Annotated in this window: 22 protein-coding genes; 7 read left to right on the top strand and 15 right to left on the bottom strand. The window is 35.6% G+C overall.

Annotated features, from left to right (window positions below; genetic code table 11):
* Positions 1-98: 98 nt before the first annotated feature.
* The 3 genes from ACZ5QH_RS10795 to ACZ5QH_RS10785 form a co-directional block, all read right to left on the bottom strand.
* Positions 99-1,508, bottom strand: coding sequence for a serine hydrolase (locus tag ACZ5QH_RS10795; RefSeq protein ID WP_303576115.1), 1,410 nt, complete (start codon positions 1,506-1,508; stop codon positions 99-101).
* Positions 1,509-1,763: 255 nt separating this feature from the next.
* The gene (locus tag ACZ5QH_RS10790) at positions 1,764-2,072 is read right to left on the bottom strand and encodes an I78 family peptidase inhibitor (protein ID WP_239045650.1); all 309 of its coding nucleotides are present in this window, start codon (positions 2,070-2,072) and stop codon (positions 1,764-1,766) included.
* A 157-nt stretch (positions 2,073-2,229) separates the two neighbouring features.
* Entirely contained in the window at positions 2,230-3,339 is a 1,110-nt protein-coding gene (locus ACZ5QH_RS10785; protein WP_303576116.1) for an S-(hydroxymethyl)glutathione dehydrogenase/class III alcohol dehydrogenase, read from the bottom strand.
* 191 nt (positions 3,340-3,530) lie between these two features.
* On the opposite strand from ACZ5QH_RS10785, the gene ACZ5QH_RS10780 reads away from it, so the two are divergent.
* Complete coding sequence (locus ACZ5QH_RS10780; RefSeq protein ID WP_303576117.1) at positions 3,531-5,009, top strand: phospholipase D family protein; 1,479 nt, start codon at positions 3,531-3,533, stop codon at positions 5,007-5,009.
* Positions 5,010-5,057: 48 nt separating this feature from the next.
* On the opposite strand, the gene ACZ5QH_RS10775 is transcribed toward ACZ5QH_RS10780, so the two are convergent.
* Both ACZ5QH_RS10775 and ACZ5QH_RS10770 read right to left on the bottom strand, forming a co-directional pair.
* Positions 5,058-5,708: a class I SAM-dependent methyltransferase gene (locus ACZ5QH_RS10775; RefSeq protein WP_004720539.1), complete on the bottom strand. Its 651-nt coding sequence runs from the start codon at positions 5,706-5,708 to the stop codon at positions 5,058-5,060.
* A 79-nt stretch (positions 5,709-5,787) separates the two neighbouring features.
* A complete protein-coding gene (locus ACZ5QH_RS10770; RefSeq protein ID WP_244015938.1) occupies positions 5,788-7,185 on the bottom strand; it encodes an aminotransferase-like domain-containing protein in 1,398 nt (465 codons plus the stop codon).
* A 167-nt stretch (positions 7,186-7,352) separates the two neighbouring features.
* Between ACZ5QH_RS10770 and ACZ5QH_RS10765 the strand changes: the two genes are divergently transcribed.
* Both ACZ5QH_RS10765 and ACZ5QH_RS10760 read left to right on the top strand, forming a co-directional pair.
* Positions 7,353-8,216 carry a DMT family transporter gene (locus tag ACZ5QH_RS10765; RefSeq protein WP_303576119.1) on the top strand — a complete coding sequence of 288 codons (864 nt, stop codon included), beginning with the start codon at positions 7,353-7,355 and terminating at the stop codon, positions 8,214-8,216.
* A gap of 158 nt (positions 8,217-8,374) precedes the next feature.
* Positions 8,375-8,866 carry a pyridoxamine 5'-phosphate oxidase family protein gene (locus ACZ5QH_RS10760; protein WP_270382322.1) on the top strand — a complete coding sequence of 164 codons (492 nt, stop codon included), beginning with the start codon at positions 8,375-8,377 and terminating at the stop codon, positions 8,864-8,866.
* A gap of 6 nt (positions 8,867-8,872) precedes the next feature.
* Here the strand turns inward: ACZ5QH_RS10760 and ACZ5QH_RS10755 are convergent, their stop codons facing one another.
* On the bottom strand, positions 8,873-9,463 hold the full coding sequence (locus ACZ5QH_RS10755) for a uracil-DNA glycosylase family protein (RefSeq protein WP_303576120.1): 591 nt from the start codon (positions 9,461-9,463) through the stop codon (positions 8,873-8,875).
* A 343-nt stretch (positions 9,464-9,806) separates the two neighbouring features.
* The gene (locus tag ACZ5QH_RS10750) at positions 9,807-10,556 is read right to left on the bottom strand and encodes a 3-oxoacyl-ACP reductase family protein (RefSeq protein WP_004821478.1); all 750 of its coding nucleotides are present in this window, start codon (positions 10,554-10,556) and stop codon (positions 9,807-9,809) included.
* Positions 10,557-10,662: 106 nt separating this feature from the next.
* Between ACZ5QH_RS10750 and ACZ5QH_RS10745 the strand changes: the two genes are divergently transcribed.
* The 3 genes from ACZ5QH_RS10745 to ACZ5QH_RS10735 all read left to right on the top strand — a co-directional run bounded on the left by ACZ5QH_RS10745 (position 10,663) and on the right by ACZ5QH_RS10735 (position 13,548).
* Positions 10,663-11,622 (top strand): LysR family transcriptional regulator, encoded by a 960-nt coding sequence (locus ACZ5QH_RS10745; protein ID WP_303576121.1) that lies wholly within the window; start codon positions 10,663-10,665, stop codon positions 11,620-11,622.
* A gap of 139 nt (positions 11,623-11,761) precedes the next feature.
* Positions 11,762-12,136, top strand: coding sequence for a nuclear transport factor 2 family protein (locus ACZ5QH_RS10740; RefSeq protein WP_239045658.1), 375 nt, complete (start codon positions 11,762-11,764; stop codon positions 12,134-12,136).
* A gap of 176 nt (positions 12,137-12,312) precedes the next feature.
* Complete coding sequence (locus ACZ5QH_RS10735) at positions 12,313-13,548, top strand: Bcr/CflA family multidrug efflux MFS transporter (RefSeq protein WP_303576122.1); 1,236 nt, start codon at positions 12,313-12,315, stop codon at positions 13,546-13,548.
* A gap of 283 nt (positions 13,549-13,831) precedes the next feature.
* Here the strand turns inward: ACZ5QH_RS10735 and ACZ5QH_RS10730 are convergent, their stop codons facing one another.
* Positions 13,832-14,335: a hypothetical protein gene (locus ACZ5QH_RS10730; protein WP_303576123.1), complete on the bottom strand. Its 504-nt coding sequence runs from the start codon at positions 14,333-14,335 to the stop codon at positions 13,832-13,834.
* Between the two features lie 99 nt (positions 14,336-14,434).
* Positions 14,435-15,136 (bottom strand): hypothetical protein, encoded by a 702-nt coding sequence (locus ACZ5QH_RS10725; RefSeq protein ID WP_303576124.1) that lies wholly within the window; start codon positions 15,134-15,136, stop codon positions 14,435-14,437.
* Positions 15,137-15,659: 523 nt separating this feature from the next.
* Here ACZ5QH_RS10725 and ACZ5QH_RS10720 point away from each other — a divergent pair.
* A complete protein-coding gene (locus ACZ5QH_RS10720) occupies positions 15,660-16,019 on the top strand; it encodes a hypothetical protein (protein ID WP_004821472.1) in 360 nt (119 codons plus the stop codon).
* 127 nt (positions 16,020-16,146) lie between these two features.
* Here ACZ5QH_RS10720 and ACZ5QH_RS10715 read toward each other — a convergent pair whose 3' ends face one another.
* The 6 genes from ACZ5QH_RS10715 to ACZ5QH_RS10690 all read right to left on the bottom strand — a co-directional run bounded on the left by ACZ5QH_RS10715 (position 16,147) and on the right by ACZ5QH_RS10690 (position 21,326).
* A complete protein-coding gene (locus ACZ5QH_RS10715) occupies positions 16,147-16,860 on the bottom strand; it encodes an SGNH/GDSL hydrolase family protein (RefSeq protein ID WP_303576125.1) in 714 nt (237 codons plus the stop codon).
* Between the two features lie 116 nt (positions 16,861-16,976).
* Positions 16,977-17,249, bottom strand: coding sequence for a hypothetical protein (locus ACZ5QH_RS10710; protein WP_303576126.1), 273 nt, complete (start codon positions 17,247-17,249; stop codon positions 16,977-16,979).
* A gap of 101 nt (positions 17,250-17,350) precedes the next feature.
* Complete coding sequence (locus tag ACZ5QH_RS10705) at positions 17,351-18,094, bottom strand: SDR family oxidoreductase (protein WP_303576127.1); 744 nt, start codon at positions 18,092-18,094, stop codon at positions 17,351-17,353.
* A gap of 43 nt (positions 18,095-18,137) precedes the next feature.
* The gene (locus ACZ5QH_RS10700; protein WP_151802968.1) at positions 18,138-18,836 is read right to left on the bottom strand and encodes a histidine phosphatase family protein; all 699 of its coding nucleotides are present in this window, start codon (positions 18,834-18,836) and stop codon (positions 18,138-18,140) included.
* The gene (locus ACZ5QH_RS10695; protein ID WP_303576128.1) at positions 18,833-19,954 is read right to left on the bottom strand and encodes a phosphotransferase family protein; all 1,122 of its coding nucleotides are present in this window, start codon (positions 19,952-19,954) and stop codon (positions 18,833-18,835) included. Before ACZ5QH_RS10695 ends, ACZ5QH_RS10700 begins: the two co-directional genes overlap by 4 nt.
* 133 nt (positions 19,955-20,087) lie before the next feature.
* The gene (locus ACZ5QH_RS10690) at positions 20,088-21,326 is read right to left on the bottom strand and encodes an acyl-CoA dehydrogenase family protein (protein WP_004821461.1); all 1,239 of its coding nucleotides are present in this window, start codon (positions 21,324-21,326) and stop codon (positions 20,088-20,090) included.
* Positions 21,327-21,335 lie beyond the last annotated feature (9 nt).

Genomic DNA, 21,335 nt, shown 5'->3' with positions numbered 1-21,335 from the left:
GCCCATATGGCGGATTGCACTGTTCAAACTAAAAGTAAACCTCCAATCTACTCAAAATATTTGCAGTGTTAAGTTTCCCCATATGTAAAATCCAAATATTATTTTTGCTTCTCATCTATGAGCTGAAAACATAATTTATCAATGTTTTTCGTTTTTGGATGAAAAGCTGAGAGGTTAGATAACACGATAACAGCCGTCTTATCCTCAACATTTATTGCCATTGAAGATGAATAGCCGCCAGTTCCGCCATTGTGCCAAACCAAATCTTTTCCATTTTGTGATTTCAACAAATGCCAAGCTAAACCGATTTTCATATCTTTGTTCATTTCAAAGGTCGGTGTACGCGTTAAAGTCAATTCGGTATTTTTAGGATCGAATTGTGCGATTGCAAATTTTGCTAAATCCTCTGTGGTTGATAATAGCCCGCCAGCACCAAACAAAACGTCAAAATCCCAATTTGATACGATTTGTCCATCAGGATTTTGCCCTTTTACTAACTTATTATCTAGATTTTGCGAGTTTACAAATGAATTTTTCATTGTGTATTTATCAAAAACTCTCTTTTGTAATAATGTTTGAAAGCTTTTTCCTTGTGATACGCCAAGCGTATAGCCTAATAACCCCGCCCCTAAATTGGAATAAACATATTTTTTCTCAGGCTCATTTTCAATTTTCAAACCATCTTTAAGATATTGTTCAATCTGACTTTTACCATAATCTTTGTAGGGATTACTTTGATTCGATAAATCTAGATTCTCAGGTAAGCGAGGTAAACCGGAAGTATGATTAGCCAAGTCTTTAAAATTCAGTTGAGTGTTATTTTTAAATTTTAAAGATGGATAAAATGGATTGATTTCATCCGTTAATTTAATTTTTCCTTCTTCAACAAGCGAAGCTAAAACGGTCGATGTAAAAACTTTGGTAATAGAACCAATTTCAAAAACCTTATTCTGGTTTTCAATCGGTTTGATCTTGCCATCAGTTTTGATAACCCCATAATATTTCACTTTTTTATTCTGAACGACTGCAATAGAAAGTTGCGTATTATTTGGAAAATTTTGGCTATTTGAAAAAATGATGTCTGAGATTTCTTTTGGATAAGCATTAAGCGCATTCACAGTATTACTACTATTTATCTCTTTTTGGACTTCGTTAGGCTTCATAATAAGTCCCTTGATATGATTTTCTTGATCAAGCGAAATATTGACCGTTAACACCATTTTCTCAAACTTGGTTTTATAACTGACATAACTTCCTTGTTGATCGCTGAGAAATTCTTTGCTTTCAATTTTTCCTGCCTGAGATTTCAATCCTGAGAAAAATTGCTTTGTCTTTTCAAGCGGCAATGTCTTTTTCATTTCAGCAGAAAATTCATCATAAATTTTTTCATACTGATCAGCATTATAGTTGTTTATAAAATTGTCCATGGCAATTTTATAGTTTTCACTCTGAGCAAATATTGAATTTGATATCAAAATCGCAAATAGGATTAAAAATAGTCTTTTCATAGGGTTTTAATAATAGCTAATGAATTGAAGTCTTGTGCTCTAATGCTACACATCCAAAAGTACAGCTTAAAACATAACAAAAAAACTGCTTTAAGCAAGTATTATCTGTCACTCAGTAGAAAAAATTGTTATTTTAGTCTTTTATAATGATTGTTCTGTGTCGAATAAATGAAGCGATTTTGTTAAATTAAACTTTAAAATCATGATTGAATAAATTAGTATTTATTCAATCATATAAGACTTAAATTTGTGTCATTAACCACAAGTCGCTTGGGTAATTTTTTTGGTCGCAGGATCTACAGTTACCGTCACACGTTCAATACGATAATCCATAGTTACCCCTTGATTTGGTGCAACTTTACGTACGATTGATGCCTGTGTAAGCTGCTTAATTTTCGCTTCAGACATATCATTTTGACCAATCAATTGAGTTGCGCGTTCAGCAACACATGTAGTTTGAGTGTTTTGTGCTGTTTGATCTGGCGTTGCATTGGTTTGAAGCGAAGAACATGCTGATACGGTTAAAGCCATGATACCAAGACCTAAAATTGCAACATTTTTCATAAGACGACCTATTTTGATTTTTTGCTTTAAAGCCATAACATAACAAAAAAAGATAAGCTTAGAAAATTAATATATAAAACTCATACATTTATCATGCAAATAAAAACCAGTGATACATGATGTATCACTGGTTCTTGGTCGTGCTCAGTATTTAAGCTTAAAAGTTAATCACTGTACGGATTGATTTACCATCATGCATTAAATCAAATGCTTCATTAATTTTATCTAAGCCCATTGTATGGGTAACAAAAGGTGCAAGTTGGATATCACCTTTCATCGCATCTTCAACCATACCTGGCAATTGTGTACGGCCTTTTACCCCACCAAATGCGGTTCCTTTCCATGTACGACCAGTCACAAGCTGGAACGGACGGGTAGAAATTTCTTGACCTGCACCTGCTACACCAATGATGACTGATTGTCCCCACCCACGATGAGCACACTCAAGCGCTGAACGCATCACATTGACATTGCCGATACATTCAAATGAATGGTCTACACCCCAACCTGTCATTTCAACAATCACTTCTTGAACAGGTTTGTCATAGTCTTTTGGATTAACGAAATCAGTCGCACCAAACTCTTCTGCCAACTTAAATTTTTCAGGATTGGTATCAACAACAATGATACGACCTGCTTTCGCTTGGCGCGCACCTTGTACAACAGCCAGACCAATACCACCTAAACCAAATACAGCAACTGAATCGCCTTCTTGTACTTTTGCTGTGTTATGAACTGCACCAATCCCTGTCGTTACACCACAACCCAGTAAACAGACATGTTCAGGATTTGCTTCTGGGTTAATTTTAGCCAATGATACTTCAGCAACGACAGTATATTCACTAAAAGTTGAACAACCCATATAGTGGTAAATAGGTTCTCCATTATAAGAAAAACGTGTCGTTCCATCAGGCATAACCCCTTTACCTTGTGTCGCACGAACGGCTGTACACAGGTTGGTTTTGCCTGATTTACAGAATAAGCATTCGCCACATTCTGCAGTATATAAAGGAATCACATGATCCCCAGGTTTTACTGAAGTTACACCTTCACCAACTTCGACAACAATACCAGCCCCTTCATGGCCTAAAACTGCTGGAAATACGCCTTCTGGATCATCACCTGATAAAGTAAATGCATCTGTATGACAAACCCCTGTATGGGTAATTTTAACAAGGACTTCGCCTTTTTGTGGAGGAGCAACATCAATTTCCACAATTTCTAAAGGTTTTCCTGGACCAAATGCAACAGCAGCACGTGATTTCATAGCTAAATATCCTAATAGGTTTGTGTTTTAACAGTTGGACTACAGTAACCTTTTTCTCTTTACAGATTCAACCATTAACTTGATGATATGATTTAGTAAAATTTAAAGTACTCATTGAAAGAATGAATCATTCAAAGACTTCACTTGCCTTCGTTATTTTGGCTTTTTCAATCACTGGATGCAGTTTACCTATGAATCAACCAGAACAAGAACAACAAGTTAAAGTATATGCAGAGCATTGGATCAATGAGCCTCAAGCAAAACAGATGCTTACTCAAGGTCTCACTGCATATTTAGCCATGAATGATGCTTTCCAAAGTATCGCGTCACGTATCCACCTGATTCGGAAAGCCAAATATACACTTGATTTACAATACTATATTTGGGCGGATGATTTTATTGGCAATTTAATGCTACACGAATTGCTTAAAGCTGCTGACCGCGGTGTAAAAGTACGCTTATTAATCGATGATCAAAATGGAACAAAAATAGATCGACAATTAAGTGCATTGCTGGCACATCCAAACATTTCGATCAAATTATACAATCCTTATAAATTCCGACACTTTCGTGTAATGGATTATATTTTTAGAATGAACAGAATCAACCATCGAATGCACAATAAATTAATTATTGCTGATGGTGCAATTGCTGTAACAGGCGGACGAAATATCAGCAGTGAATATTTTGATGCCAGTGAATCTTTTCAATTTACTGATATGGATATTTTATTTTTTGGTAAAGCAGTTAATCGTGCGAATGAAGTTTTTACCGACTTTTGGAATTTTCAATTAAGCTATCCGATTGATCAATTTATTGATAAAGGTTCTGAACAAGATTTATTAACTTTGCGAAAAAGCTTTGAACGACTTGAACAAGCTGAACATACGACAGATGAAAAGGTAAATCTTGAGCAAAAAGAGCTCGCCAATGAGCTTAATCAAAATAAAATCAATTGGGCTTATGCCGATTTTCTGGCAGATTCTCCAAAGAAAAGTTTAGGACAAGCACACGGCAATGAATTAATTTCACACCAAATTCACCAACATTTGGGTGACCCCAAACAAGAAATGGATTTGATTGCCGCTTATTTTGTTCCTACAAAAAATGGGACGGATTTCATCAACCAATTCCCTAAGCAAAATGTCAAAGTGAGAATTTTAACCAACTCCTTTATGGCAAATGATGTTGCGCTTGTCCATGCGTTTTATCAAAAGTATCGAGTTGACCTGCTTAAAGGAGGCGCAAAACTTTATGAATTTAAACCTTATATAGAACGCAATCGCCGTACTTGGTATGAGGTCCTTACAGGAAATATCATTCCGAAAAAAGGCAAAAATAAATCCAGTTTGCATGCAAAATTTATCAATATTGATGACAAAGTCTTTATTGGTTCATTTAACCTTGATCCAAGATCATTCAATATCAATACCGAAGTTGGACTGGTTGTTCAATCAGATCCTTTACAAGAGCAAATTTCAAATCTATTGGACCAAACCCTATTTAGGGTTGCTTATGAGTTAAAACTTAATCCACAAGGTGAGCTGATCTGGCTAGATCATCGTGCGGATGGCAAAGTGATTGAATATAAAGTTGACCCTGAAACAACACGATTCCAACGATTTGTCATGTATAGCGTCTCATATTTACCACTTGAATGGATGATGTAAGTTTAGTGTAATGACAACGCATATACCAAACGTATTAAATATTTACTGCTATAAATAACACTCAAACAGACAGAGCCCTTTGATCTCTTTAACCAGTTCTATGTCAGTAAAGCCTGCATATTTTAAGCTTTGAAAATGTTCATGTTTCGACATATACAAGTCATTATTGCTCATCGCATCTGATGCAAAAATATGGTCACAGACCAAATACAGAGCATCACGTTTTAATAATGTCTTTACTTGTTGATGAAATTGATTTGCATAGTTTTTATGGCGTAACTCATGTAAAGCTTGATGAATAATGATGGCATCATATTGTCCAAGCTGATCGCGCCAATCTTCATTTTTAAAATCAGCAATCAGATATTGCACTCTCCCTAACTCAGAAGAAAGTAGCTTACTTTTAGAAAGCTCATGCATTGCATCAGAGAAATCTAGCGCTGTATATTCAATATCAGCACACTGGGTAAGTAAATGTTTGGCAAGAAAACCAGGACCTGAACCTATTTCTAAAATATTGAACTGCGCGTTTTGATCAGTTTGATAGTGTTTCTCTTTGGCTGCTTTTTGAATTAAATTCACATAATAGTCAAAAAACTCATAACGCCATGGGCGTTTTTCATTGGCTTCATTAGCCCATTGCAAAGCATCTTGCGGATTTTTTAAATCAATTGGACTTGGTACATCCTGAACACTCATTATAATTATTCCACTGAAATCAATATAAATTTGCTTACTATTTACCCATATTTTAAAGCAATAAGGAAAAGGATTTTCGCTAACTTTGTAAGTTATTTATTTTTAACTGCTGAATTGACATTGCTAAGATATCAAAGACCTTTTTATCCACGCATTGTGCAACATTAAAGCGCATGAACTGTCCTGCATTTTCAGCTTGGCTAAAAGAATTACCTGGCGCAAGAATTACGCCCTGTTTAAGACATAACTTTGATAATTCCGCAGCCTGTATACCATCTGGCAATTTGCACCATAAAAAAATCCCTGCTGTTGGCACAATCCACGGCTTTATACCGAGTTGCCCCAACTTTTGCATCATTTCATTGCTGACTTTAAGCAAATGTTTCTTTAACCAATCTAAATGTTTAGGATAACTGCTGTCCATTAAAGCCTGATAAATAATTTCTGCATTTAAATGACTATTGCTAAAGTTGGTTGCAATTCTTAAATCGATCAATTGATCAATCAGTTCGGACTCTGCAATGATATAACCGCAACGAATTGCTGCTGAAAGAGTTTTGGTAAAACTGCCAATCTGAATGACATGCTTAAAACCTGCTAATGAAGCATAACGTGGTGCTGGTGTATATTCAAAATCAGCAAAAATTTCATCTTCAATAATCAATAAATCAGTTTTCTCAACCAGCTTGGAAATTTGATAAACCGTTTGTAGCGAAATCGTGGCTCCTGTTGGGTTATGAATACCTGAATTGGTTAAATAGATTTTTGGCTTTAAATTCAGCGCTTGTTCAAATTTCTCTACATCTGGTCCCGTTTCTGTAAACGGAATTGGAACGGCTTTTAAATGATGTGCCTTAATCAAGGCGCGGAAATTAAAATAGCAAGGATCATCAATCAAGATCACATCACCTGCACTAAGCAAATGTCTAAAAATTAAATCAATGGACTGGGTTGCTGAATCAGTAATGAGAATCTGATTCAATTTAAACTTTAAATCATACAGCTCTTTTTTTCTGGCAATAAATTTACGTAACTCCAAATGTCCATGCGGTGTTGCATAATCGGTAAGCATGATGATTTCAGACTTAGCAGCTTGTTTTAACGCTTTACGGATCGATTGCTCAGGCATCCAAGTGGTCGGTAACCAGCCACAACCCGGTTTTAGCACATCCGTCTTCGCCTCTAATGACTGCCTTGAAATCCATAAGGGATCTATTTCACGTTGATACTGTATTTCAGTATCAATCATTTGCATCGGTTCGGCTTTACCTAACACATAGTAACCAGAACCAAGACGAGATTCTAAAACACCTTCCGCAACTAATCTGGCATAGGCTTCAACGATCGTTGAAACAGAACAGTTTGTTTGTGTAGCAAACTGACGGACTGAAGGTAAGCGTGAACCTGCAATCAAACTTTTATTCAAAATTTGATTTTTAATCATCAGCACTGTTTGTTCAATTTTAGTTTTTGCCATTTAAAACCACATATTTTAAAGATAAGAAATCTGAGAAAACTCGTTAGATTGAGTAGAATTGTACTGGTAAAAATAGCATAACAGTTATTTAAAATTGTACTGTAGTGTACATATATATTTTCAGTAAATAGCGCTTAAATCATCATAAATTGACTGAGTAATTGATGATGGATAAAACAAATATTGGCTGGCTAAATGGTTTTATTGGTGTAGCGATTTTTGCTGGCTCTTTGCCCGCAACCCGTATTGCCGTCATGGGGTTTAGTCCAGAATTTTTAACCACAGCTCGGGCAGCGATTGCAGGAAGTATTGCTTTAATCTGCCTGTTTATTTTACAGCAATCAAAGCCTTCTTTTGCCCAATTTAAATCATTGGTTATTGTGGCTTTAGGTGTGGTGATTGGTTTTCCATTATTTACGGCCTTAGCTTTACAAACAGTATCCTCGGCACATGCTATTGTCTTTGTTGGTCTCTTGCCTTTATCGACTGCAATTTTTGCAGTTTTACGCGGGGGTGAAAAACCTGCTACACAATTTTGGTTATTTGCCTTAATTGGCAGCGCCATTGTGGTTGGATTTATGTTTTATGAAAACCGTAATTTAAGTTTTAGTGTGGGTGATCTCTATATGCTTGTATCAATTTTTGTCTGTGGACTGGGTTATGCTGAAGGTGGAAAGCTTTCAAGAGAACTGGGGGGATGGCAAGTGATTTGTTGGGCTTTGGTGGTTGCATTACCCTTGATGCTCATCTCAAGTCTATATTACCTACCCTCAAGCTTTGCAAATATTCATTGGCCTGAAACAATTGGTTTAATCTATGTATCACTGTTTAGTATGTTGATCGGTTTTATTTTTTGGTACAAAGGTCTAGCGTTGGGCGGAATTGCCAAAGTTGGACAAATTCAATTGGTACAACCGTTTATTGGTTTAATGCTTTCAGCGATTCTACTGGGTGAGCATGTAAGTTTTGCAATGATTGTTGTTTGCTTTGCAGTTGTGATCTGTGTTGCTCTGGCAAAACGATTTGCATAGAAAATGGAAAGGCTTAAGCATTTATTGACTATATCTGTATATCGATTTAATCAAGTACAATGGGATAAATGCCTAAGCTAGAACAAAAACTGTCAATTACAGATATGGTTTATTTTGCTAATTTTATTCAACATGTTGACGCTTTAAGGAGAAAAAACATGATTGATTCTCAAAATTGGCAACAAATAATAAAAACCATTTCAACTGTTCAACGTGCCTCTATGCATTGTTCGATTGCAACTGTCGATCAATTGGGGCAACCCAATATAACACCTATAGGAACCGTATTCTTAAAAAATAATCAAACTGGATTTTTCTTTGATACTTATAGTGAATCATTTAAAGAAAACATTCCTAACAATAGCAAAGCATGTTTACAAGCAGTGAATAGCAAACGTTTTTTCTGGTTGAAATCGATGATTCTTGGTAAATTTTCAGATTTTCCCGGTGTTCGTTTAAATATCGAAATTGGTGAACTACGTATCGCCACTGCTGAAGAATTAGCAATGATTGAACAGCGTATCAAACCACTCTCATGGACTAAAGGGAGCCAATTGATTTGGTCTAGTTTTACCCATGTTCGAGATTTTAATGTGACTGGTTTTAAATGGGTTCAATACCCAACTATGATGCCAAATTATGAGTTTTAAACTTACTTAAAGTAAGCCTATTTCTTTAAATAAGTTTTTATATGCCTCTGCCTTCTTATCCAGTGCTAGTGGGTACGCTCTTGATGAAGAAGGCATCCGATATAAACATATCTCTCGTCCAGCAAATATAGCTTGTGAGGATTGCCCTATCTGTGGCTTTTCCGTTTCTTCAGGCATAGATAACATTAAGGTATCTGTTGCCTTATCTCCAGTGGTCATGATGCTGTTACATTCAGGAATTTGGGTTAAAAGCTGTGCTAGGTCTGTGGGTGTTTTAATCTGTAGGAATTTATCTGAGGCATTTCCTTTTAGGCGAATAACTTGATACGCCGTATCAAAAATTGCGATACCTTTTTCGATTAAGAACTCACGAATACGTTGTTCCTTAAAATTTTTATTAGGCAAATCTAAAAAGTGATCTTTATTATCAAAGAAAATAATCCCAAAAATCCGCCACATATCATTTTGATAATTCGGATAGTAAAAATCCATCTTCCATCTGCTTTGAGGCGGTGGAAAGCTACCAAGCATCAATAGCTTGGCATTTGCAGGAAGAAATGGTTTGAGTGGGTGGGTTTCTATTTCGATATCAGTCATTTATTAAAAGAACCAAAGTTTATAATTTAGTGAAAAATTTTAATGATTTTATCTGGATTTTAATTTTTTACCTATGCCTTTTGGTATCTCTAATTTGTACTTTCAAATTTTTACAGAAAATTCGGGATATTCCTTTTTATACAGCACATTCAATTTGTTTATCTAATAAATGCTATTCCATTTTAAAGCTTGCTTCTTATCAGAAATAATCTATTGAAACAGGATGATTTGTGAATTGTTTTAACCCTCTATAAATAGAGGGTTTTTCCATAAATATGGAATAGAAAATTTCAATTCATTTTCTGGGGGCTGAACATATAAATTTTATTTTGATCCAAAGGTATTAAGCAATAAAACCACCATCGACACTTAATTCAGCACCACTAATATAACTCGCCTGTTCACTCGCTAAAAATAAAACAGAATTCGCAATATCAATGCCCTCGCCATATCGACCTACTGGGATATTAGGCAGTAATAGGCTTGCTATTGGTCCATCTATAGGGTTCATATCAGTATTGGTTGGACCAGGATGAATGGTATTAATTGTAATACCTTTAACGCCAAGCTCCCTGACTAATCCTCGTGAAAATCCTGTGATTGCACCTTTTGTAAGAATATAAATTGATGCTCCACTAAAACCAGAATAATTGACCATCGTACTGCCTATATTTATTATTCTTCCACCTTTCCCCATGTGTTTTAAACTTTCACGTGTGGCCAAAAATACCCCCATAATATTAACAGCCACCAATCGCTCGAAAGCACTGATTGATACTGACTCTAGACTGCCTAAATGACTTATTCCGGCATTGTTGATTAATATATCGATTTTATGGAATTTTTTAGCAACATCTTCTATCGCTTTGATTAGCATTTCAGGATTCCCTGAATCCGCCTTTATCGCTATGGCTTGTCCACCATGAAACTCGATTTCTTTAATCAATTCTTCAGCTTTGATTTGAGACGAATGATAAGTAAAAGCAACTATAGCGCCATGGGCGGCTAGCGTTTTGACAATTTCAGCGCCAATACTTCGCGACCCACCGGTAACTAACGCAACTTTTCCAACCAGCGATAATTTGTTTAACATTTCACATTACTCTTTCATTAAAGTCTCTCGACTATAAAATCAGTACTCATTGTGAAGTAGAGTGCTTTTGCTATAATCTTTTTCAAGTAAAAATTGAAAATAGAATATGGAAACGCTGTCTAATCTCGAATCATTTATAAAAAGTGCAGAATATGGAAGTTTTTCTGCCGCAGCGCGACATTTAGGCCTAACACCTGCCGCAGTGTCTCGAAATGTAGCGCAGTTAGAGCAAAATTTAGGTGTTCGGCTTTTTCATCGAAGTACCAGAAATCTTAAATTGACGGAAGATGGTGAACTCTTTTTTATCAGTATTCGAGACAGTTTAAATAGTATTCAGACAACTATTTCAGAATTTAATGTTGATTCGAGCAAGCCAAAAGGCATTTTAAAAGTCAGTTTAAGTGCTGGATTTGGGGTGGAATATATCCTGCCATTGATGCCTGAATTTATCAGCAACTATCCAGATATCAAACTTGAGTGGCACTTATCTAATAGACAGGTCAACTTAATAACAGATAATTTTGATGTGGCAATTGGAAGTGGGATTAAATTAGGTCAAGGCATTATTATCAGACCACTATCCCCACTGCACATGATTATTGTTGCCTCACCTGATTATTTAAAACATAAAACACGACCCAATCATCCAGCGCAAATTTCCGATTGGGATGGGATTGTCATGAAATCTCCTCAAACAGGTAAGTTACATGAATATCAATTTACAGGTCCAAATGAACAAGAGTTTTACTTAAATTTAAATGAAAAACTTATCGCAGATGATCCAAGTGCATTACATCAAGGCGCCGCTTTAGGATTAGGTGTTGCTGCGATCTCCACTGCTCATGCAAGAAAATATATAGAAGATGGATCTTTAATTAGAATCCTACCTGACTGGTATGCAGATTTAGGAAATACCAATCTTTATTTTTCTAGTAAAAAACACATGCCAGCAAAAACTAGATGTTTTATCGATTTTATCGCACTTAAATTTGAACAACTAAAATTGAATCAACAACTATCTGCTTTGAATATGGGAAAAAACACCACACTTTCAATTAAAAATTAGTTTTATTGACAGATTTTCAACAAATCGGAATAACTGTTTCAACTGTTCTGTAGCTACAAGGGACGCTTCAATACAACAATAATGTATTGATCAGTCGTTAGATACGGCCACTAACTAAAGCAATGTTGGAGATCCATTTATGAATACTACGAATATACAAAATACTGAAAATCGTGAAATAACAGAAACTTTAGCTGTTTTAGAAAGGCATTTAAATGCTTTCCGCTTAGGTGATGTGGACTTAACAGTGCAAGACTATGCATCTGATGCCATCATTATCAATGGAACCGATACGGTAATACGTGGTACCGATCAGATTCGAGAAACATTTATAAACGTATATCGGGATTTTTTCCCTGAAGGTACACGTGAAATTAGCATAGAAGAAAAAACAGTCTATGGTGAAGTCGCCTATATTCGCTGGTCAGCACCCAACGCAAAAATGGCCACAGATACGCTGATTGTGAAAAACAATAAAATCGTGGTGCAAACCTTTGCTTGTCATTTCGGTTAACGAATATCAGAAATAAATACGTGTCAGCTGAATTTAAATTAGCCAATACATTCTATCTAGACATTCCCAAAATGGATGAAATGCTTCTTATTTTAAGCAATGAGCACAATGCATAAATCTGAGTGACGCTGTTTTTTTTCATCCATTCTGCGGAAGATCATCATTTAGGTAAGATTATGCCTCGATCACCCCATATACAGAAATCAACTGATACCCCCTCTGAAACAAAACCTTATACCCTAGCATGGATCAGTATTTTAAGCTTTTTAACCTTGCTCGGCCCTATGTCAATAGATATGTATTTACCTGCATTTCCTGAAATTGCAGTAGAATTTGGAGTGACAACCAGTGTTGTGTCATCATCATTGCCCGCATATTTTTTAGGTTTAGTCATTGGTCAACTTGTTTATGGCCCAATTAGTGATCGATTTGGGCGTAAACCACCGCTATATTTTGGATTAACTTTATTTGTGATCGCATCTGTTTTGTGTATTTTTACCACACAAATAGATCAATTGTTAATGACAAGAGTATTACAAGCTTTAGGTGGTTGCGTTGGAATGGCGATGGTCCGTGCAGCGATTCGTGATCGATTAACACCTAAACAGTCTGCAAGAGCTTTATCCAGCATGATGCTCATGATGGGGCTGGCACCAATTCTTGCACCGATATTGGGTGGATGGCTTTTAGTCAATTGGGGATGGCAAAGTATTTTCATTTTCCTTGCTTGTTTCGGTGTCATCAATCTTGTTCTTGTGCATTTTTATTTTGAAGAAACACTGAATCACCATAAAAGAAAATCTCTTCATGTCGGCGATATTTTTATCAATTATTTCCATGTTTGTCGGGACAAAAGTTTTTTAACCCCTACACTTATAGGTAGTTTGTCTTATGCAGCATTCTTTTCTTATATTGCCGCTGCACCAGCGATTTTCATTGATCAATTTCAGATAAAACCTGAAAATTTTGGTTATTATTTCAGTATAAATGCCGCTGGCTTGATTATTTTCTCGCAAATCAATCTCCGTCTGATTGGTCGATTTAGCCTTATAAGAATCTTATTACTTGGTATTCTGATTCAAGTGATGAGTGCGATTTGGCTATTTATCTCGCCTCGATATGATTTGGTCAATCTATCCTCAACCATGCTCGGATTGTTTGGTCTTGTCGCAGGTCTTGGATTGGTAAGTGCAAACAGTAATGCATTGGCATTATCTCAACAAGGTCAACGTGCAGGTACTGCAAGCGCACTTCAAGGTGCTATTCAATTCTTAATTTGCTTAATTGTAGTGCCAATCAGTCATAGCTTTAATTTTAATCCACTTATGAATCTATCAATGATTATTATGCTTTGTACAATGCTGGCATTAATTCTCACAATGATATATCAGAAAAAGTTCCATACCATTTAAGACATCTCTACTGATATTGTGTAGGTTGGTATAAACAGGAAATACAAACCTCAAACGCTCAAAATCAATACAGAAAATGAGCGTTTGTAACTTTGTATTATCTTTTAAAAATAATTACTTGAGCCTGTAAATTACTTTTCTATTTTAGGGAAACTGATAGATCTTTTAAAATGTTCATTATCTGAGTGCAATTGATAAACAAGCCTGCTGTTTAATCCTCTAAATTGTCTATGCAGATCTATAAAATGAATCAATATTATTTATGCTTCAAGCTAAAATTATATTAAAGATGTACGTCATCACATTGCTTTAAAAAAATACCAAATTTAAACAATTTAGGATCTTGCTGACTACCAAAAAAGTGAATTACTTTCAATCCTTCTGCCTGTCTAAAAACCCGACTTGAACCAAAATCATCGTTACAAATTTCCCATTTAAGTCTTGATTGGATTTCATCAGTCTGAAAGTCAGGGATATACTTTATTGAAGCATTATCAATTTCATTATAAATAAGCAAATTTCTCCCTTCTATTTGAATCTTCTTTAATTCAACAAATTTATTGATCTTATAAGGTGGACCTTGATTTATTTGTTTTAAAAATACTTTATGCAGATAATCATCAAAAGCCTGATTATCTACAATTTTATAATCTTGGTTGATAATACCCGCATTCAATAATAAAGCTTCAAGGGTTTCTATCGGTTTAAGTTGCGTTTTTGAACCATCAACATCAGCAAAAATATTCAGACTTAACAGTAGTGCAAATAGCAGTAAAAATAATCTCATATGTATCTATCTTTCTTTAATAAAGCAACTTAAGCAGTTGTTATACTTATTCAATAAAACCACCCGCAGGTGGTTTAAATACAACTTACACAATAAAAATCAGTAGCCATTCGCGCTTAACTTAACTCTAAAAGGATCTGTTTGATTTTTCATCATTTCCTTCATCTCAGCTGTGATCTCAACACCCATCTCTTCAAGCATTAACAAACCAAATTCTGAAGTGCTCTCTGCAAAATTTTTGTTATCTATTAACATTTGAGCAAGCTTTACATTTTTAGGAAAATCAGGGAAAAACTCATTAAAGTCTTTTTTATCTTCAATTCCAAAATAGATAAATCTTCGCCATTCATTAGTTTGAATATCGCGTATAAAAATTATATCAGCTTCAGTCTGCATAGGCTTTTTGAATATTTCATCTTGTGATTGCATAGGCACAACACAAACTTCACCTACACTTGAAATATAATTTAATTTTGGTTTTAAAAATGTAGAATCTATATTTTTATAAGATCCATCTTTGGCTAAATCTTGCTGTAATTTAATGTCTTTTCTGTACTCAGCATCGCTGATCCATTCGCCTGAAGAAAAAGTCTGCCCTTGATGCTTAGGTTTAAGTTTACGATCATATTCAATCTGGTCATAATAACTGATCACATCATCAAGTGAACCATTTTTTAGTATTTCTATTTCCTTGTCCCCTTGCTTATTAAAAATCTCATAGCTTTTTTCACACTGTAAGTTCTCTGCAAAGGTGAAACTTGATGCTAAGGTTGTTAAAGCAATAATGAATAATTTTTTCATGAAATACCCTCTTAATATTTTGGGGATAAGATACTCAAGTTGAGATCAGAAATAAACCTTACAAAAAATTTATTTAATACAACACATTATCTGAATTTTTCAACTTGACCACTAAGCTATTATTTTTAAATAAATTTTAGAATATTCTGGCAAAGTTATTTTTGTCAAATCTCTTTATGACGGGTCAACTCTTTATTGCTGCTGTGATTACTGGCTTTAAAAAATTACTATAAATTTCATATAGAACAAAGCCTTAATCAATATTCTTAGTTCTAATAAAAGTCGTTGCGTCAATTCCACCCATATGAAAAATACAAAACTTGGCGATGTGCTGTTTTTAATCGGAAAGTTCAAATAAAATCATTAAATATCTTGAATTTGTAACAATTTCAAGATATGGTAATAAAAATCATTGCATATCTCGGTAATATATTTGATAGTTAAGGTTCTTTAAGATTTATCTAAATATTAACTGACTTTATACAACCGAAAACTTTTTCTTAACATTAAAAATCAATTCGTTATGAACATTAAACTTTTTACAGCATTATTCTTGATCATTGCCCTGTCTGCTTGCAATAAAGAGCCTGAGCAGCATGCAACTGCGCAAACAGATCGACCAACCCTCACTGCACAATTTGAACAATCAGATGAAATGATTAGTAAATATCTTGATCAACTTGATGATCCAAATACGACATTGGATGATAAGACCAGAATCGTATGTCAAGATTATCCTAAAGAATACAAATCTAATTACATGCCAAATTTACTTAAATTAAATCCAGAGAACTATACTGAAACTAAATTACTTTCAGACTTAGATATTGCTTTAAACTATTACAAAGAAAAAGAAAATATTCAGTGTAAAGATACAAAATAGTGATTTTAGTTAATTAATTTTTTCTAGCGAAATCAATAAAGCAATATTTTATGAATGGCGTTGATACTTTTTTGAATCGTGCTTTTAGGCTTTTATTATAGTAAAAGATAGATATTAGAACCCTGTATTAGCTAAATTTGCTAAAAATACACTGTGAAATTTGTTTTGCCCAAATTTGATAAATTTCCTGACTCGGATGAAAACCATCGCGTGCCATTTGTAAATTTAAAGTTTTAAAATGGGCTAAATCAAAACGAATCAATTGATAATTGATTTTATTTTCGATGAAGTGGGCTAACTTGTGATTCATTGCACTCGAATACTGTCCAAACAGCCATCCCAGTGGATTTGGTAATGCTGGAAACAGATTCATTGGGGGAACACCCGTGACTAAAATCATCTTTGGTAAAAACTTAGCTTCAATTTCTGTATAAAGTTTCTTTTGTTGCTGAATCCATTTTTGTGGTGAAATGAGTTTTGTGACATCGTTTACTCCCACCGATGTAATCACAACATCAAACTGTTGATTGTCTAATTGCTTGGTTCTTTGCAAAATTTCTAAAGTGCTATCTCCTGTTTTCGCTTCTAATTGATAAGTGACTTCAAAATTAGAGGCTAATTCATCGAGTACACATCCCAATAAGGCTTCACGTTGATCTTCAACTCCTACACCTGCTGCAGCAGAGTCACCCAAAATTAAAATAGATAGCGCTTTTCCTTGTCCTATAACACCTTTTCGCAATCCTTGAGGTTCAGGTAATCGAAGTGTATTTTTCTTGACGCGATAACCTTGAAGAATTAACGCTGGAACAAGAACAATAGTAGAAATTTTTAAAAGCATATTTGGGTACCAATTGAACAAAGCTATCTCAAAATCAATCAGAGTTAGATATAGCTTGCCGCAATATTAAAATCATAAAGTTCAATGTCGATTTACTTAATTGTATAGCCAAGTTGCTATTGGGCTAAATCAACAAAATTTAAGGCAAAAGCAAATATAAATGTACCAATAAACTCAAAAACTAAAACCGTATACTTTCTACTTTTGCTCATCAAATAGACATTATAGGTCCCGATTAAAATAATACCAAGATACATTAACTTTTGAATATCATCGATTTGCATCAGGCATTGTTGAATTTCACAGTGCTTTTCAAAAAAGAAGAGATACAAGATACGCGCAAGAAAAACTAAAAAGCTGGTCAGGAAAAAACCCAATACGATAAACATATTAAAATTCTCATTATTTTTTATCCAGTTAGATTTTAAAGCTTTATCTATGCAATGCAATAAAAAAGACCCTTGATGGGTCTTTTAAAGCTAAATAAAGCTCAACCGAGTTTATTCACAATTTTTAATGGCAATATTTTCATGGCTAGTCCTATCGGCAACCAAGGCCATTGTGGTACATAAGCTTTAGCAGGTTGTTTTTCAATTGCTTTAACCAATAAATGAGAACCTGTTTCAACATCGACCTCAAACGGCAGTTTTTTTGCCCCTTCATTAATTTCAGTACGAATATAACCAGGGAAAATCGTAGAAACTTTAATTTTCGTGTCAATTAACTCAGCACGTATCCCTTCCGCTAAAGCAGCTACACCAGCTTTACTTGCGCCATATGCGGTCAAGTGTTTAGGCATACCACGAAGTGCACTCATAGAAGAAATCACAACCAGATGACCAAACTTTTGCTCACGGAATATTTCAACAGCGGCTTCACACTGTGCCAATGCAGAAATGAAATTGGTTTCTACAGTTGCACGGTTAATTTCAAATTTACCATTGCCAATTCGACGACCATCACCAACACCTGCATTGACAATGATACGATCAAGCTTACCAAAGTCCTGCTTAAAAGCTCGAAAGACTTGAAAAACTTGCTCATAGTTGGTCACATCTAAAGTTTTGGCAATCACTTTGATACCATATTTAGACTCCAACTCTTGTTTTAAGCTTTCTAAACGCTCTAAACGACGCGCACAGACCGCTAAGTTATAACCTTTTTGCGCAAATTCTCGTGCCATTCCTGCACCGATTCCAGAACTTGCGCCTGTGATTAAAATGGTTTTTGCCATGACAAATTCCTTAAACTGTTTTTATATTTCTAAAAGTGCGACTTTAAATCCACGTCAATAATTGCGGATCTTCAGCCTTAATAAAATGATGTTCATTCAGACTCAGTAATTGCGGTTCATTTCCCACCAGTCTTAATGTGGTTAAACTGGTATTGGCAATTGCCCAATTCAATGCAAAGGTTTTATTGGCACTTAACTCCAAGAGTTTTCCTGCAACAACTGAAATAACTCCGCCAGAAGTAAATACGATTGCATAGCGAGGTTTGGTTTTCACTAACTCATCACATAAATTCTGTAAAGCCGTTTCTACACGGTTTTTAAAATCTGGCCAAGATTCGTCATACTCATGGTGATATTCACCACCAGTCCAACGGTCAATTGCCCCTTCAAAAATTTTTGCCAAATAGGCACGTGGACTTTTTTCTTTGGCAACATCCTGTTTAAGTAGATGCGGTTGATTAAAACGCGGATCATATTGAGCAAAAACTTGTTGATGGTTAAATTCATTCCAATGATGGTCCGTCACAATTTGAGCATCGGAAAAACTTTCAGCCAAAGCAAAACTTGCTGTTTGCTGATGGCGTAACATTGAACCTGCAACCACATAAGGCTCTTCTTTCAAAATTTTATCGAGATATTGCCCCAATAGTTTGGCTTGTAACTCGCCATTGGGTGAAAGTTTGTCATAACTCTCTGCACCAAATGACGCTTGTCCATGACGAACGAGGTAGATTGTGGTCATTTTCCTAAAATTTCCTTAAATTTTTCAAGATATTTCTGTGCAACTTCATTGGCTTCAATTTTTTGTAAACCGATAAGTTTTAATGCACGAATATGTAAGGCATGAATCACAATCCAAAAATCTTTAAAAGCAGGATTATCTGTTTGTTTATGATAGTAACGATAATAAATTTGCTGTGCGATTACAGCTAAACGGAAAACACCAAATACTTCGTAGAATGCCCAATTATCGGGTTTTAATCCGGTTTTTTCTAAATAATATTCAACCACTTCTTTACGGGTAAGCATCCCTTTTAAATGTGTAGGCTGGCGACGGGTTGATTTAAAAATTTGGTTGTCTGTATCTTCCACCCAATAGGCCAAAGCAGAACCTAAATCCATAAGAGGATCACCAATGGTTGCCATTTCCCAATCCAATACACCAATCACTTGGGTTGGGTTTTTAGGGTCAAGAATGACATTATCAAAACGCCAATCATTGTGAATCAAACACGTGTTTGAGTCAGCAGGAATATTTTCATTAAGCCATTTACGTACAAATTTAAAACTTGGCACATTGATGGTATGCGCCTTTTCATAACGTGCATCCCAACCTTCAACTTGACGACGGCAATACCCATCACCTTTTCCAAGTTTTTCGAGTTCGGTGCCTTGATATGGAACTTGATGTAATTCAATCAGCTTGTCTAAGACATTAATACATAATTCATGCACTTGCTGTTGAGTAAAATTCAGCTCAGGGGGCAGTTTGGCACGCGGAATAATACCTTCAATGCGTTTCATCACATAGAAGTCACAACCAATTACGGATTCATCCTGACACAGCGCGACCATTTCAGGAAGAACTGGGTAGTATGGTGCAAGCCATTTTTGTACATGATATTCACGCGCCATATCATGTGCAGATTTCGCCTTTGTCCCTTTGGGTGGACGACGTAAAATTATATCAGCATTGTCATATTTTAAACGATAGGTCCAGTTTGAAGCTCCGCCAGAATATTGAGTCACTTCTACATTGCCTGAAATTTCAGATCCATTTTCAATGAGCCAATTTCCGACAGCACGAATGTCCAGCTCCTCGCCTTCACGTATATTTCCACCAATATCAATGACTGACATATTATTTCCCTGAATCTTATGTTTTAAACCATACATCTATAAAGAATGATACTTTTAACTAAAAACTTCGCTTGCTCACTACTTTATATATAACACCTCTAACATAAAGCAGTTATTTTTTATCAGCAAATTGTTATTTTTTACGCGAGCCATAACCTCGTTTTTTTAATTCTAATTTTGCAATCATCCCTTTATGCACTTCATCTGGGCCATCCGCTAAACGTAAACTGCGGGCTTGAGCAAAGAATCCCGTTAAAGGTGTATCTCGTGATACGCCCATGCCACCATGAATTTGAATGGCCATATCAACTACTTTTTCAAGGACTGAAGGTGCAACGACTTTAATGGCTGAAATCTCGGTAAGCGCAGCCATAGTCCCTTGAGTATCCATTTTATACGCCGCATACAGGGTTAACAGTCGTGCCTGATCAATCGCAACACGAGCATCTGCCACACGTTCTAAATTTCCACCTAATTTAAGTACTTCTTTACCAAAAGCAGTTCGACTCATTCCTCGATCAATCATTAATTCTAATGCTTTTTCAGCAGCACCAATGCATCGCATACAATGATGAATACGACCCGGACCTAGACGCCCTTGTGCAATTTCAAACCCTTGTCCAGCACCACCAATAAAATTACTTACAGGTACACGAACTTGATTAAAACTAATTTCGCCGTGACCATGTGGCGCATCATAATCACCAAACACGGGTAACATACGTTCAATGGTCACGCCTTGAGTATCCACAGGCACTAAAACCATGGAATGTTGATGATGACGATCTTTGCTTTCATCAGGCGTATGCGCCATAAAGATAATAATTTTCGCATTTGGATCTCCCAAACCTGAAGACCACCATTTACGACCATTCAATACAATTTCATCACCATCTACCACTGCAGTTGCCTGCATATTGGTTGCGTCCGACGAAGCAACTGCTGGCTCAGTCATACAGAATACTGAACGGATTTTTCCTTCTAATAGCGGCTTAAGCCATTGTTGTTTTTGTTGATCTGAACCATAACGCCATAGCACTTCCATATTGCCACTATCTGGAGCATTACAATTAAATACTGTGGGTGCGATTAAACTACGGCCTGACAGTTCTGCGATATGGGCATATTCCTGTACAGATAAACCTGCACCCAATACTGGGTCTGGTAGAAACATGTTCCAAAGTCCAGCAGCTTTTGCTTTATTTTTCAGGACTTCAAGTTGTGCTGGCCATTGCCATTTTGTCCAATCACCGCCTTGATTCAGATGATGGACTTCATTCCAAAAATCAGCTTCTACAGGTTCAATTTCATTTTTAATAAAGGCTTTGGTACGTTCTACAAATTCTTGCGCACGTGCTGAAAGTTCAAACATGCTTATCTT

The organism is Acinetobacter sp. Ac8 (genome assembly GCF_055392545.1).
The sequence above is the reverse complement of the archived record's forward strand: the minus strand, read 5'-3'. Positions and strand labels throughout refer to the sequence as shown.

What these genes read in the sequence shown, in the direction of transcription:
- ACZ5QH_RS10795 (WP_303576115.1), bottom strand. Translation starts at nt 1,508, where the DNA reads ATGAAAAGACTATTTTTAATCCTATTTGCGATTTTGATATCAAATTCA.
- ACZ5QH_RS10790 (WP_239045650.1), bottom strand. Translation starts at nt 2,072, where the DNA reads ATGAAAAATGTTGCAATTTTAGGTCTTGGTATCATGGCTTTAACCGTA.
- ACZ5QH_RS10785 (WP_303576116.1), bottom strand. Translation starts at nt 3,339, where the DNA reads ATGAAATCACGTGCTGCTGTTGCATTTGGTCCAGGAAAACCTTTAGAA.
- ACZ5QH_RS10780 (WP_303576117.1), top strand. Translation starts at nt 3,531, where the DNA reads ATGAATCAACCAGAACAAGAACAACAAGTTAAAGTATATGCAGAGCAT.
- ACZ5QH_RS10775 (WP_004720539.1), bottom strand. Translation starts at nt 5,708, where the DNA reads ATGAGTGTTCAGGATGTACCAAGTCCAATTGATTTAAAAAATCCGCAA.
- ACZ5QH_RS10770 (WP_244015938.1), bottom strand. Translation starts at nt 7,185, where the DNA reads ATGGCAAAAACTAAAATTGAACAAACAGTGCTGATGATTAAAAATCAA.
- ACZ5QH_RS10765 (WP_303576119.1), top strand. Translation starts at nt 7,353, where the DNA reads ATGGATAAAACAAATATTGGCTGGCTAAATGGTTTTATTGGTGTAGCG.
- ACZ5QH_RS10760 (WP_270382322.1), top strand. Translation starts at nt 8,375, where the DNA reads ATGATTGATTCTCAAAATTGGCAACAAATAATAAAAACCATTTCAACT.
- ACZ5QH_RS10755 (WP_303576120.1), bottom strand. Translation starts at nt 9,463, where the DNA reads ATGACTGATATCGAAATAGAAACCCACCCACTCAAACCATTTCTTCCT.
- ACZ5QH_RS10750 (WP_004821478.1), bottom strand. Translation starts at nt 10,556, where the DNA reads ATGTTAAACAAATTATCGCTGGTTGGAAAAGTTGCGTTAGTTACCGGT.
- ACZ5QH_RS10745 (WP_303576121.1), top strand. Translation starts at nt 10,663, where the DNA reads ATGGAAACGCTGTCTAATCTCGAATCATTTATAAAAAGTGCAGAATAT.
- ACZ5QH_RS10740 (WP_239045658.1), top strand. Translation starts at nt 11,762, where the DNA reads ATGAATACTACGAATATACAAAATACTGAAAATCGTGAAATAACAGAA.
- ACZ5QH_RS10735 (WP_303576122.1), top strand. Translation starts at nt 12,313, where the DNA reads ATGCCTCGATCACCCCATATACAGAAATCAACTGATACCCCCTCTGAA.
- ACZ5QH_RS10730 (WP_303576123.1), bottom strand. Translation starts at nt 14,335, where the DNA reads ATGAGATTATTTTTACTGCTATTTGCACTACTGTTAAGTCTGAATATT.
- ACZ5QH_RS10725 (WP_303576124.1), bottom strand. Translation starts at nt 15,136, where the DNA reads ATGAAAAAATTATTCATTATTGCTTTAACAACCTTAGCATCAAGTTTC.
- ACZ5QH_RS10720 (WP_004821472.1), top strand. Translation starts at nt 15,660, where the DNA reads ATGAACATTAAACTTTTTACAGCATTATTCTTGATCATTGCCCTGTCT.
- ACZ5QH_RS10715 (WP_303576125.1), bottom strand. Translation starts at nt 16,860, where the DNA reads ATGCTTTTAAAAATTTCTACTATTGTTCTTGTTCCAGCGTTAATTCTT.
- ACZ5QH_RS10710 (WP_303576126.1), bottom strand. Translation starts at nt 17,249, where the DNA reads ATGTTTATCGTATTGGGTTTTTTCCTGACCAGCTTTTTAGTTTTTCTT.
- ACZ5QH_RS10705 (WP_303576127.1), bottom strand. Translation starts at nt 18,094, where the DNA reads ATGGCAAAAACCATTTTAATCACAGGCGCAAGTTCTGGAATCGGTGCA.
- ACZ5QH_RS10700 (WP_151802968.1), bottom strand. Translation starts at nt 18,836, where the DNA reads ATGACCACAATCTACCTCGTTCGTCATGGACAAGCGTCATTTGGTGCA.
- ACZ5QH_RS10695 (WP_303576128.1), bottom strand. Translation starts at nt 19,954, where the DNA reads ATGTCAGTCATTGATATTGGTGGAAATATACGTGAAGGCGAGGAGCTG.
- ACZ5QH_RS10690 (WP_004821461.1), bottom strand. Translation starts at nt 21,326, where the DNA reads ATGTTTGAACTTTCAGCACGTGCGCAAGAATTTGTAGAACGTACCAAA.